Raw genomic sequence first — 13,938 nt, 5'->3', positions numbered from 1 at the left:
ATTGAATACTAAAAAACGAATTATCGGCTTAGACTTTGCTAGGGCCTTGGCGATGTTTGGTATGCTGCTTGTTAATTTTATGGTGATAACAAGTGCAGTAGGAAATGGTCCCCCATTTTTAATAACTTTCATGTCACTTTTTGAAGGTAGAGCTTCTGCCTTGTTTGTTATACTTGCTGGCATTGGCATATCTTTAATGACTAGATCATCTGTTGCTAGCAATGAAAAAATAAAAATTTCTAATAGCCGAAAAATCATCTGGAAACGGGCACTATTCTTATTTATTTTAGGATTATTTTTATACGTAATGGAGTGGACTGGGGATATATTACACTACTACGGTGTTTACCTTTTCGTTGCTGCATTACTCATTACAGTCCGAAAAAAAGCATTACTCTCGTTATCTATTATTATCCTACTCTTGGCACAATCTCTTCAGCTTACTTTCAATACTTTCGAAGGTTGGGGAGGCCCTACTCCATTTATAAACTATGTAGACTTCTGGACAGTAAACGGTTTTCTTCGCAATCTATTCTTTAATGGTTATCACCCTTTTTTCCCTTGGTTTTCGTTCTTCTTAATCGGTATGATAATTGGCAGATTAGATCTTCATAATAAAAAGGTTAGAGATAGGTTGCTCTTGCTCGGTATTACATTCACCATACTGATAGAACTTTTATCAAAGGGGCTCACATATTACTTCATTCCACACATTGGCAAAGAAGCTGCTACATTTTTGTTTAATACAGGACCCATTTTACCAAATATATTATATATTTTATCTGCTACAGGATCCGCTATTGCTATATTAATACTTTGCCTCTATATCACTGAAAAATATGAAAATAATTGGTTTGTTACTTCCATTATACAAACAGGTCAATTAACATTAACTCATTATGTAAGTCATGTATTTATCGGTATTGGAGCATTAATTCTATTCAATAGAATGGAACATCAAACACTACTTTTCGTTTTATTATTTGCTACTATATTTTTTATTTTCAGTATTTTGTTTAGCGTATTATGGAGAAAGAAATTTTCTAGAGGACCTATCGAATGGATTATGAGGAAATTAGCTAGTTAATTTCCCTCCATAAGAAAAAGGAAGTTGGAATGATTCCAACTTCCTTTTTTCTTTAATTAGCTGCACTTAATTTAATTCTAAGTTTTGTTTCACCTAAAGAAAGTTCATCGTCTTCGTTCGTTAAGTGACCAAATGTAAATTGTTTAACGAGTAAGTTTTCTTCCAATAAATCTTTATGGTTCGTTAACGTTCGCTGTAGCTCTACTTCTGTATCGAGAATAACATCGACTCGTAAATTAACTGGTAAATTCAACTGTTTACGATATTCTTGAACCGCACGAATGAATTCACGCGCTACTCCTTCTTGTAACAATTCTTCCGTTACATTCGTATCTAACATAACCGTATATTGTCCGTTAGTCGTATTAGAGAATCCTGATTTTGCCACTTTCTCAACTAACACATCTTCAGCAGTTACAACTACTTCTTCTCCTGGTGTTGCTTCGTAAACTGCTCTTTCTGTTGATACAAAGTTTTGTACTTCTTCTTGTGATAATTTTTTTAGCCAACCATTTACTGCATTCACATTCTTACCGAACTTCGGCCCCGCTGTTTTAAAATTGAGCTTCAATTGATATGATGTGTATTTTGTTTCATCGAGTTCAACATGGAACGCTTTTACATTTAACTCATCCATAACAATATCACGATAAGATTCCCAATCCATATCATTCTCGTTATGCTCAAGTAATACAAGTTCTGCTAGCGGCTGTTTTACTTTTAATGAATGCTGATTACGGTTACTTCTTCCAAGTTCAACAACTTGTAAAACAGCATCCATTTCCGCTTCTAATTTCGGTTGAAGTAGTGATTCATTTACAACCGGATAATCGGCTAAATGAACGCTGCTTCCTTCTAAATTTAGATGAATGTCTTCCGCGACAAACGGTGTAAATGGTGCAATTAATTTACTAATTGTTACAAGTACTTCATGAAGTGTCTCATATGCAGCTGCTTTCTCAGCGTTCATACCAGATTCCCAGAAACGATTACGTGAGCGTCTTACATACCAGTTACTCACTTCATCTACAAGTACTGCAATTTCACGAGCTGCATTCGTAAATTGATAATCATCAAGTGCAGTTCTCACTTTTTTCGTTGTACTATGCAATCTTGATAATACCCATTCGTCTAATTTTGTAAGCTTTACATCATACGTTTCCTTCGGATTATACTCATCTAAATTTGCATATAAAACGTAGAAGCTATACACATTGACTAATGTATCTACAAATTTAGATTTCGCTTCCAGTACTGTTCTTTCAGAAAAACGCTTCGCATTCCACGGGGCACTATCAACAAGTAAAGCCCATCTTAGCGCATCTGCACCAAACTTATCTACTAAATCAACTGGGTCTAGTGCATTCCCTTTACTTTTAGACATTTTCTGCCCTTCTTCATCTAAAACATGCCCTAGTGATAACACTCGTTTATACGGTACTTTTCCTGTATATAGTGCTGATACTGCTAATAAACTATAAAACCAGCCGCGTGTTTGATCAATTCCTTCAGCAATAACATCCGCTGGAAACTGCTCTTCAAATAACTCTTTATTTTCAAATGGGTAATGATATTGTGCAAATGGCATAGAACCACTATCAAACCAAACATCAATCACTTCTGGTGTACGATTCATTGTGCCTCCGCATTTCCCGCAGCAGACTTGCACTTCATCTACATACGGCTTATGCAATTCCAAATCTTCCGGTGTTTCTTTCGTACTATGCTTTCTTAATTCGGCAATGCTCTTCGGTGCGAACTGATGATTACAACTTTCACATTCCCACACGTTTAATGGTGTTCCCCAATATCTATTTCGGCTAATATTCCAGTCCACCATATTTTCTAAAAACTTACCAAAACGTCCATGTTTCATATGATCCGGATACCAAGTAACAGAATCATTATTTTGTAAAAATGTATCTTTAATTGCAGTTGTTCGGATTAACCAACTTTCTCCTGCATAATAAAGTAGTGGTGAATCACAACGCCAGCAATGCGGATAGCTATGTTCATATTTTTCTTTATGATACAGTAAACCTTCCTTCGCTAAATAACGAACGATATCCACATCACAATCTTTTACAAATTTCCCTTTTAAAAATGGTACTGCTTCTGTATACTCACCTTTTTCATCTACAACGTGCAAGAATGACAGTCCTTCACTTTGAACGATTCTATAATCGTCTTCTCCATATGCTGGAGCAATATGAACAAGTCCTGTACCACTATCTGCTGTTACAAAATCTGCTGCGATAACGCGGTAACCATTTGTAACTTCTTTCATCGGAAATGGGGCTGCATAAGATGTGTTTAATAATTCTTCGCCTTTATGAACAGATAATACTTCATAGTTCTCTTTTAATACTTCTTGTACACGTTCTTTCGCAACAATGTATACATGACTTTCTTGTTTTGCTTTAACGTATTCCATATTTGGATGGACAGCAAGCGCTACGTTTGCTGGAAGTGTCCAAGGCGTTGTTGTCCAGCCTAAGAAATACTCATTTTCACTATCTTTCACTTTAAACTTCACAGTTGCGCTTAAATCTTTTACTGTTTTATACCCTTGTGCAACCTCATGTGAGCTCAATGAGGTTTGGCAGCTTGGGCAGTATGGTGAAACTCTATGTCCTTTATATAACAATCCTTTTTCATGGATCGTCCCCAAAATATGCCATACACTTTCGATATATGGATTCTTTAAAGTTACATATGGATCATCCATATCTACCCAATAACCAATACTTTCAGTGAATTCACGCCACTGCTTCTCATATGTGAAAACACTCTCTTTACACTTTTGAATAAATGGTTCAATACCATATTCTTCAATCTCATGTTTACCGGAAATACCAAGTTGCTTCTCAACACCTAGTTCTACAGGTAAACCGTGTGTATCCCATCCTGCTTTTCTTACTACTTTATAACCAGCCATTGTTTTATATCTTGCTACTAAATCTTTAATTGCCCGACCAAGTGCATGGCCGACGTGTGGTAAACCATTCGCCGTTGGTGGTCCTTCATAAAACACAAACGATTGCGCGCCTTCTCGATTCTGAATTGATTGTTCAAAAATGCTTTGTTCGTTCCACTGCTTACGAATACGTGTTTCTCTCCCTACAGCTGACTCTTTTACATCTACTTTCTTCATCTACAATCACTCCTTTGAATGTTTTAAAAGCACACAAAAAACCCGTCCCTATGAAGTAGGGACGGGTTTACCCGCGTTACCACCCTAATTCTATTAGCTTTTTCACTAATAGCGCTTAGCAACGTACTATCATACGTGTTCTTTGTAACGGTAGACATCCGTCCGGGCTTACTTACTTACTTACTTACTTACTTACTTTCAGCCTCGGCTCCTCGGAGATGATTTTCAAATAACGTCTGCCCACCGGCTTTCAGCAATATACCGGCTCTCTGGAGAACAGTTCACTATTTTACTCTTTCTCGTCTTCAGATTTGTATACTTTGTTAAAAGTTATTTTATGCCATTTGACAACTAATTGTCAACTAATTCAAAATATATCCTTATCTTTTCCCCTATTCTTATACAATTACTTTTCAAATTCTCGCAATGCTGCTAAATTTTCATCATCCTCAATAAGTTCAGCAAAGAATCCCGATTCATCCTCACGAAGGACAATTTCAAGCTCTTCCTTCGCCTCTTCATTTCTATTTAACTGTGCTAAATAACAAGCACGATCATATCTTGCTAACAAATCACTTGCATCCATTGTTAATACTTCATTTGCTATTTTTTCTGCCTTTAGTGTTTGGCCGGCCCCATGATATGAAGACGCTAAAGAAAGAAGAATTACTGTTTCATTTGGATGATGTATAGAAGCATTTTCTAATACTTGAATTGCCTCTTCAAACCTTTCTTGACTTTGGTACATTTCTCCTAAAGTAAGAAATGCTCTACTTACGAACGGTGTTTGCTCCGTTAATTGTAAGGTAATCTTTTCTGCTTTTCTTTCTTCCCCTGCTTTAAAGAATACTTGTGCTTGCAGAAGATGAGTATCATAATCATCTGGTAGTTCTCGAACCATTTGCTTCGTTAATTCCAAAGCATCTCTTGACATATCTTCTTCCTCGCACTCAACGAAAAGATTTACAAGTTGCTTCGCTACTTCATAATCCCATTTATTTTCTAGTGACGTGTGCAGAATCTCTATCGCTTCTTTATTCATCTCTACATTCTCATAAAATAGCGCAAATCGCTGTGCTGCCATACTATTTTTCGGATTTAACTTTAAAGAGATTTCATATAAATCAATTATCATAGTAACCATTGAAATTTCTTTCGCACGATTTTTCATACGATAAAAAGCTCTCGTAATGATAGATCGTTTCGGCTGTTCATGCAGCTGGCGTTCAATCCATATTTCCGTAACCGCAGCTGCAGCATACATGAATGCTGTACTTCTTTCTGCTTTTTTCACCTTTAACGTATGAAGAAAATCTCGTATGTTAGACAATTTTTTATGTTGCTCTACTGCTTTTACATAAACATCAAATATACGTTCATTATCAAAATCTTTTTGTATTACTTTCATTGCAACTTCAATTGCTTTTACATTTCTTTTTTTCACTAATACTTTTGCATAATGATATAGAACTTCTATATGCTCACCATCTAATTGTAGCGCGTATTCAATCTGTGCTTGTTCTTTATCTATTTCATTCATCGCTCCGTACACATATGCAATCGCATCTAAACGCCATATTTCAGGTACTTCTTCCTCTAATTGTTCTAGTTCAGTCAGCAATTCTTCCTGAAGATTCATATCTACTGAAAGCTGTGCCAAATATTCCATATTAATATGCAACGGCTCTTCCTTCATCGCCTGAACCATATGACTTTGTTCTTTAGAACGGTTTTCTTCTTTTTCGTATATTTCCGCAAGCTGTAAATGTACACCTAAGAAATTCCCATCAAGCTCTAAACATGTTTCATACGCTTGTTTTGCTTCCGTCAATTGCCCTAATGCCATAAGTGTTTCACCAATTCGGTAATACGGTAATGCCGTTTCCTTTTGTTCTATCGCCTTATTATATCTTTTCATCGCTTGGCCATACTGTCCAATAGATTCATATAAAATACCTGCATAACAACCGTACTCACTTACTTCATTTCTTTCTTTGTGTAACGTTCTTAAAAACGCTATACCTCGTTGTACAAATTCCGTTCCTTTAATTCGATTCACATATTCATCTAACGCACTTGCTATATTATAATCACTTTTCTTTATACCATTTTCTAACTTAGATAGCGCTACTTTAAACCCTTCTTCATTTCCACCAAGTTCAATTTCAGCATCCCATAAAACCATTCCTGCATTCATGAGGAAATCTTGGCTCTTTTCAATTTGCTTCTCAAGACCAAGAATATATTCTTTTGCTTCCTTGTATTGTTCTCTTGCCATATACACTTGTGTAAGTCCGAAGTGAGAATAAACATCCTCATCGTTTTCTTCTAAAGCACGCTTATACAATACTTCTGCTTCTTCCAAGCTATCATTTTGAAAATGATAGTCACCTAATTTTACGTAAAGAGGTGCTTTATCATCACAATTCTCAATACCGTTTAATAAAATTTCTTTCGTACTTTCCTCATCCTTCAAATCAGATTCGTATATTTCCGAAAGTTTCGTATAAATGTAAGATGCATTACTATCCAAATGAATCGCTACTTTAAGCCCTTTTATTGCTAAATATAATTTTCCTAGTTGATGTGCACATCTCGCTCGTTCATACCATACATGTGCTTCATATTTATACTCTTTTAACAAGTCATTAAAGATTTCATACGCTTCTTCATATCTTTCTAAATCTATTAATATTAAACCGTGATTCGTTAAAGTGAACCTTTCAGGGCTACGCTCTAACGCAACTTGAGAGTATTGCAATGCTTTTTCAGATTGATCAATATACATATAGGATAAAGCGAGAAAACTCCAAGCAATAGGCTGATCTGCGTCTAATTGTAACGATGAACGAAAGCTTGAAATCGCTTCTATATAACTTTCCTGCTCAAAAGCATATCTTCCATTTATCAAATGATATAATGCACGATTATTTTTCTTCTCAACGCTTGTCAGCATTTGCTCCGCTTTCTCTACTTCCTGAAGACGAATAAAACACTGAGCACCATGCAATTTAACAAAGTCCGAGTTCGGAAACTTTTCCATTAACTTATCGATACAATATAAAATAAATTCTTTATCTACTTCAACATCTAAGTGCTTTATCGTATATAGCCACGTATTTGGATTATCGCTCGTTTCTTTTAAAAATTGTACTAAGTTACTAATTCCCTCTTTGTCATGTTCATCTAAATGATCCGTAAGAGAAAAAATAGATTTAAAATAACGATTTTCTTCCTCACTTAGAAACGCTAGTTGCGCCTTCTTTTCTTTCGGAACAAACGTGATTGCTAAACAGCCTGTATAACGATATTTTTCTTGTAATTTACTATATTCTACAAGAACTGGTTCTATAAAGTTTGGATCTTGAACATAGAAAGCTTGCAATGTATCATCATATCCAGATAGAACTTGTACGTGTGAAGCATGCTCAATATCTATACTTAATAAAACAGGAATTCCTTCGTCAATCAGTCTCTTATAATTCTCTTCATTCCCTTTAAAATAACGATATTCATAACCTAATTCTTCTAAATAAGAAACAGTATCTGAAAACTTCGATCCTGTCATATCAAAAATAAACTCTGCTATTTCATCTTGTGTACGTGTCTCTCCCCATATACGCAACATCATCTCTAAACTTGTCGGAACACAATAATTATCCTTTTGTACAATAGGAACTATCGGCAAGTGAACCTTTTTTCCATCCGGATTTTTTTCTAAATTATGATATAAAGATTCTTTTAAACTCTTTTCTTCTTTTAATAGCTTTTGTAAATCTGCAAATTTATTCATTTTGTACAGCGCTTCTGCACGTAAATGTACAAAGTAAGTGTTATAAGCATTATATGGCAGCTGAGTATTTATGTTATCTATTACCGCTAACATCTCTTCATATTGCTCTAAATCTAATAAATACTTTACCTTCTCAAAATGAAAATATGGTACTTGTGGGAACTTTACAATCGCATCATCAATTAACTGTATCGCACGTTTTTGTTCTCCTTTATTTGCATACAATTGTGATAATAAATAGGTAGATAACTCTTCACAATCTTCATGCTGCATGCCAGCAATAAATTGTTCTTCCGCTTTCTCCCATTCGCCTGTATGCATATAAACGTAGCCCCATTTATCAAACCCTACGCGCGTACTGTACTCCTCTGCCTTTTGCATATACATTAGCGCTTCTTCATTTCTTTTCATTTCTAAAAGACATCGTACTAACGTAAAATATGTTTTCGCTAAAAAATCTGCATCTATTTCTTCTTTATTACTCTCTTCTAAAGTTTCTTTTAACAGCTGCTCTGCTTCAAGAATTTTCCGCTCATCAATTAGCTCATCACAATATAAAGAGAGCGTTCTCATATTTGGGAATTTTTTATAAGCGTAGCGAATGAGGAATGAACTGTATTGGTGCATAAGCCCTTCATCAGTAAGGCGAATTAATATGTCAAACTCCTTATGCGAAGGAATATTAGCAAGCCAATTCTTCACATAGGATAAAGTATTCGTTTCTTTTATATATGCAATTTCATTATTTATTTCCTGTAATCCGTCTACAAATCTCTTATCTTTCAAACACGCTTCTAACTGCTTAAAATCTAGCATGCATTCACCTCGAATTTATATTTAAACTGCTACTTGCTTAGATTTTACACACCATATAGTATGTATTCAACTAAAATCTCTTATAATGGATGGTATTAATTAATATTATTCAAATTTATAACAAAATATAGTAAAAATGATTGTTTTTCTCCGTATTTTGTTTAATTATATGGAATAACGTAACATGCGGTTTTTTATCTTGTAGAAGCTGAAATCAGTACATAAAATTATATCGGCGATAATTCAAATATATCAGCGATTATATGTCGAATATCGACTTATCGACATTAAATGACAATCCTTATATATCATATCTTTTAACATACTATATCACCAAATGTAATTTTCATATTCGGAGCGTACACTAAAGAAGAATGCACATGAAATATTTTAAAAAATCGTAGTTCAGCTTCATATTGAGCTAGCGCATTATCATATGTTAATCCTCTGGCCATTAAACGTTCTATAAATTGCGGCTTATCACCCGGATTGCCTGCAATCCCCTCTGCTTTTAATGAATGATACAAACTTTGTTTATCATTATGGTGCATATTAGAATCTAAAAAGTTCACTTTATCACTTACTCTACACTCAATATTTTTCACACCTAATTCACTTAAATACATCGGTATTTTCATACCAATATTTCCATCTTTTCCACTCCTCTGCGTGTCACTTTCAAATAAATTCTGCAAAATGCCTAGCTGGATAATTTCCGATTGGTTCTCTCCATCCAAAGTGTATGAAGACATATTTGATATCCAATGTGGTTCAAAACAGATTATTTTCCCGCCACTTTTAACTGAATGAATCATTTTTTGTAGCATCGTTTTTGGTGAACTCATATGTAATAAGAAGGCATGACAAATTGCTATATCGTATGTATCGTTCAATTCAATTTCTATAGCATCTCCCTCCAGAAATTCTGACTCGTACGGAAGTAAACGAAACAACTCTCTCGCTTCAGCTAATAATGTTTCTCCACTATCAATGCCTGTATACTTTGATCCTTCTGGAAGTAAAGGCATTAATAATAAGCCTAAATAACCATATCCACAACCATAATCAACAACATGGACTGGCTCAGAAATCTTCCAAACTGAATTCACTAGAAAACTTACATAATCGCTATTGTAATATAAATCTCTCGTATTTTTTAAATACGCTAGTTTACTGTTCCAATCGTATGTTTCCAACCTCTAACGCCTCCTTTTATATACACCCCTTACAATTCTCCATTTAACAAAAACATTCCTACATTTTTAATAATTCCCCCAGAAATTGGTTTTAATAAGGTGAGATTACTGCTTACATGACTCCTATACCAAATAAAAAGGCATACATATCTGTAATGATACATACACCTTTTATGCTACATCTCCTCAGGAGCCTCCACCCCAAGTAAACGTAATCCTTCTTTTAACACAACCGTCACAGCATAAACCAATGCGAGTCTGCTGTCTTTTTCTTCACTCTCTTCTAATATACGAACATTACCGTAATATTTATTAAACGATTGTGCTACATCTAATACATATTTCGAAATAATCGATGGCTCATTTTTATTGAAAGCTGCTTCAATTACTTGTGGGAATTTGTTTAGTAATTTTACGACACTCCAGCTATGATCGTCTTTTAAAGCAAACGTACATGTTTCAAATTCTACACTTTCTTTTCTTAAAATAGAGCAAGCACGTGCATGTGTGTACTGTACGTAAGGGCCTGTTTCTCCTTCAAATTTCAGCATGTTTTCTAATGAGAATTCAATATTATGCATACGCTCATTTTTTAAATCGTGGAAAATAACTGCCCCTACACCGACTTGCTTTGCTACTACTTCTTTTTGTTTTAAGTTTGGATTTTTCTCTTCAATATTTTGTTTTGCAAGTTCGATTGCTTCCTCAAGTACTTCTTCAAGTAAAATAACTCTTCCTTTACGTGTCGACATTTTCTTACCATCTTTTAAAATGAAGCCAAACGGTACGTGTTCCATACCATCAACCCAAGTATAGCCAAGTTTTTTTAATACAGTGAAAAATTGATTGAAATGTAAGCTTTGTTCTGGACCAACAACATATAGCGCTTTATCAAACCCATAAGTGTTTTGACGATATAAAGCAGCTGTTAAGTCACGCGTTGCATAAATCGTCGCACCATCTGACTTTCTAATTAAGCATGGCGGCATACCTTCTTCTTCTAAATTAACAACTAATGCGCCTTCTGATTCTTCCAGTAAGTCGTGCTCTTCTAAAATCCCAATAAAGTCTTCCATTTTATCATTATAGAAAGCTTCGCCTTGAAAATTAGTAAATTCCACACCGAGGAGTTCATAAATACGAGAAAATTCTTTTAATGATTCGTGACGGAACCAATTCCAAAGCTCTACCGCTTCTTCATCACCTTCTTCTAATTTCTTAAACCAAGCACGTCCTTCTTCTTCTAATTCATCATTCTCTTTTACTTCTACATGAAACTGAACATATAACTTAAATAGCTCACGTATTGGATCCTCTTTCACCACTGCTTCATTTCCCCATTTTTTATAAGCCGTAATTAACTTTCCAAACTGTGTTCCCCAATCCCCTATATAATTAATTCCTACAACTTCATAGCCACATTTTTCAGCGATATGTTTCAGTGAATTTCCAATCATTGTAGAACGTAAATGCCCCATTGAAAAAGGTTTCGCGATATTAGGAGAAGAATAATCGATAACTACTGTTTTTTCACATCCAAAGTGATTTTGACCGTACTCTTCTTTCTCAGCTAAAATTTTCTTTAATACTTCATCACTTACAGTTTCACGATTATAAAATACATTTACATAAGGACCAACGGCTTCTACTTTTGTAAAGAACGGATCATTTAACTTCTCCGCCACTTCCTTTGCGATAATAGCTGGCGCTTTTTTATATTGCTTCGCTAATGAAAAACATGGGAACGCTGCATCTCCAAATTCATCTTGTTTCGGTGTTTCGATTAAATCTAAAATTTGATTTTGCGTTAATTCATTTACAAAAATATTCGATAAACTTTTCGCAAACTGCATTTTATAATCCATGATACAACCTCCTTATTTTTTTAACACAAAAAACTCGTCTCTAAAAAAGAGACGAGTTTTAACCCGTGGTACCACCCTTGTTGTTCGTTACGAACCACTTTCCCGTTTATAACGAGGACAGGGGGCCTCGGCTTTCTCTACTATTCGTTCAAGAAGCATCTCCGAAGTGCGCTTCATCTTTTTCTTCCGTACTAGGCTCACACCATCCCTAGCTCGCTTTCCTTCTAAAAAAGACTACTCTCTTCATCACAGACAGTATATTTAATTAATTATTGCTTATTATACATCTTTTCAAACAATTAGCAAGGGTCAATTAAACCAAAGTGAAACTTAGCACTTTTTCTTTTGTATACGTGAAAATTGTGTTTTTCAAATCTAGAACTACGAAAATGATCTTTTAAAACGACACGTTTTCTCGCCACTCGTTTTGCCTCCGCAATTGTTTCGTCAGTAATATCATGATACAAAGCGAAGTGTTTTAATCCTTTAATTCCATCGGATTCTATGACAGTTTCTTCAAACATCGGATCAAGGTAAACGACATCGTAACTATTGTCTTCACATTGCGCTAAAAATGAAAAATGCTCCGTTTGCTTTACTTGGATTCTTTGCATTGCTTCATCAATTTCAGAAACGGATGAAGACCATGTTTTCAAACCATTTTCCATAATATAAGCCATATATTCATTGCCTTCAAGTCCTGTTACTTTTCCGCTTTCACCAACAACATAACTAGCTACAATACTATCTGATGCCATCCCGAGCGTACAATCTAACACTGTCATTCCTCTCTCTAATTGCGTGGCTTGTACAAACGGATCGTGTTCTCCACGCATTAACCTTTTCACACGAAACATCGCTGAGTTCGGATGAAAGAAAAACGGTTCTTCCGTACCTTTTGGATAAATAGCTAATCGGTTCTTCCCTACGACAAGCACATCTTGTTCATACTGCTCATGCAGCTTATGTACTGGTATGTCATTACGTTTAACGAAAGAAGCATTTAATTCTGCTGCTACCTTGTTTGCATAATCTGTCATTTCTTTGTTTGTTCTTCCAGCTGTTGTTACGATCATTGTTTCACCTCTATATAAAGAAAAGAGGGAGATTTACTCTCCCCCTTCTTTAGCAATTCTTTTCGAAAGCTTGCTCTAAGTTCGTAATAATTTCGTCCATAGTTGCACCTTCAATTTCATGACGGTGAATGAAGTGAACAACTTCTTTTCCTTTTAATAATGCCATAGATGGTGAAGATGGAGGAATTTCTCCGAAGTATTCACGCATTTTTGCAGTAGCATCTTTATCTTGACCTGCGAATACAGTTACAAGATGATCAGGTTGTTTTTCAGCACGAACAACCGCTTGACCTGCTGATGGACGTGCTAAACCAGCTGCACAACCACAAACAGAGTTTACAACTACTAAAGTTGTACCTGATGTATTTTCCATAAATTCTGTTACAGCTTCTTCTGTAGTTAACTCTTCAAACCCAGAACGCACTAACTCTTGGCGCATTGGGATTACCATTTGGCGCATGTATTCTTCATAAGCATTTGACATCTTGTAATCTCTCCTTCAACTTTCATTCCAAATTCATCATATCACGCTCTATTAATAGGTGCAAAAGAAAGATAACGATGATTTCATTTTTTTGTAGGGATTTCACAAACCCCACCGCGGCAATGTCCCACTGGAACAAGTTTTCTATTGTTAGCGATATAATCGTATACTTTACTTCCAAAACCAAGTACGATGGATAGCTTTATAAAAGGAACGGCAAACCAATAAGATGGAACGGCCTTTGCTAATACATCTATGCTCTGAATGCCGTCATACCACTTATTATTTTTAAAAATATACAGTCTTTGTTCCATCTTACTTTGTAGTTCTTGAGAAAGCTTATATTTCTCAACTACATCTTCATTTCGAAATGAAACAAATTTCATCTTACCCTTTTTATCTAATTTTTTCGTACGTTCTGCAACGGCCGTACACATCGGACACCAACTATCGTAGAAAACAATCAT

Annotated in this window: 8 protein-coding genes and 2 other annotated features; of the genes, 1 reads left to right on the top strand and 7 read right to left on the bottom strand. The window is 35.2% G+C overall.

From position 1 onward, the window contains the following. The first annotated feature begins 1 nt into the window (after position 1). On the top strand, positions 2-1,087 hold the full coding sequence (locus ACTJJY_RS21400; RefSeq protein WP_440606478.1) for a DUF418 domain-containing protein: 1,086 nt from the start codon (positions 2-4) through the stop codon (positions 1,085-1,087). 52 nt (positions 1,088-1,139) lie between these two features. Here the strand turns inward: ACTJJY_RS21400 and ileS are convergent, their stop codons facing one another. The 7 genes from ileS to ACTJJY_RS21365 form a co-directional block, all read right to left on the bottom strand. Then, positions 1,140-4,241, bottom strand: coding sequence for an isoleucine--tRNA ligase (gene ileS, locus ACTJJY_RS21395; protein ID WP_440606477.1), 3,102 nt, complete (start codon positions 4,239-4,241; stop codon positions 1,140-1,142). 54 nt (positions 4,242-4,295) lie between these two features. Beyond that, positions 4,296-4,556, bottom strand: a binding site (T-box leader). 91 nt (positions 4,557-4,647) lie between these two features. Continuing rightward, complete coding sequence (locus ACTJJY_RS21390; RefSeq protein WP_440606476.1) at positions 4,648-8,850, bottom strand: tetratricopeptide repeat protein; 4,203 nt, start codon at positions 8,848-8,850, stop codon at positions 4,648-4,650. Between the two features lie 317 nt (positions 8,851-9,167). Beyond that, entirely contained in the window at positions 9,168-10,046 is an 879-nt protein-coding gene (locus ACTJJY_RS21385) for a class I SAM-dependent methyltransferase (RefSeq protein WP_440606475.1), read from the bottom strand. A 176-nt stretch (positions 10,047-10,222) separates the two neighbouring features. After that, a complete protein-coding gene (argS, locus tag ACTJJY_RS21380) occupies positions 10,223-11,911 on the bottom strand; it encodes an arginine--tRNA ligase (RefSeq protein ID WP_440606474.1) in 1,689 nt (562 codons plus the stop codon). A gap of 44 nt (positions 11,912-11,955) precedes the next feature. Further along, positions 11,956-12,170: a binding site (T-box leader), on the bottom strand. A gap of 40 nt (positions 12,171-12,210) precedes the next feature. Continuing rightward, positions 12,211-12,987 carry a class I SAM-dependent methyltransferase gene (locus ACTJJY_RS21375; protein WP_440606473.1) on the bottom strand — a complete coding sequence of 259 codons (777 nt, stop codon included), beginning with the start codon at positions 12,985-12,987 and terminating at the stop codon, positions 12,211-12,213. 49 nt (positions 12,988-13,036) lie between these two features. Continuing rightward, positions 13,037-13,471 carry a BrxA/BrxB family bacilliredoxin gene (locus ACTJJY_RS21370; RefSeq protein ID WP_000063706.1) on the bottom strand — a complete coding sequence of 145 codons (435 nt, stop codon included), beginning with the start codon at positions 13,469-13,471 and terminating at the stop codon, positions 13,037-13,039. A gap of 83 nt (positions 13,472-13,554) precedes the next feature. Then, positions 13,555-13,938, bottom strand: a complete 384-nt coding sequence (locus ACTJJY_RS21365) for a thiol-disulfide oxidoreductase DCC family protein (RefSeq protein WP_000634891.1) — start codon at positions 13,936-13,938, stop codon at positions 13,555-13,557.

The sequence above is a fragment of the Bacillus sp. 22475 genome, assembly GCF_052044835.1.
In the GTDB taxonomy this organism is placed as follows: Bacteria; Bacillota; Bacilli; order Bacillales; family Bacillaceae_G; genus Bacillus_A; species Bacillus_A cereus.
This window is presented reverse-complemented; position numbering and strand designations above follow the sequence as displayed.

Bases quoted from the DNA above. Each gene is read 5' to 3' on its own strand.
- argS (WP_440606474.1), bottom strand. From the start codon at position 11,911: ATGGATTATAAAATGCAGTTTGCGAAAAGTTTATCGAATATTTTTGTA.
- ACTJJY_RS21390 (WP_440606476.1), bottom strand. From the start codon at position 8,850: ATGCTAGATTTTAAGCAGTTAGAAGCGTGTTTGAAAGATAAGAGATTT.
- ACTJJY_RS21370 (WP_000063706.1), bottom strand. From the start codon at position 13,471: ATGTCAAATGCTTATGAAGAATACATGCGCCAAATGGTAATCCCAATG.
- ACTJJY_RS21375 (WP_440606473.1), bottom strand. From the start codon at position 12,987: ATGATCGTAACAACAGCTGGAAGAACAAACAAAGAAATGACAGATTAT.
- ACTJJY_RS21365 (WP_000634891.1), bottom strand. From the start codon at position 13,938: ATGATTGTTTTCTACGATAGTTGGTGTCCGATGTGTACGGCCGTTGCA.
- ileS (WP_440606477.1), bottom strand. From the start codon at position 4,241: ATGAAGAAAGTAGATGTAAAAGAGTCAGCTGTAGGGAGAGAAACACGT.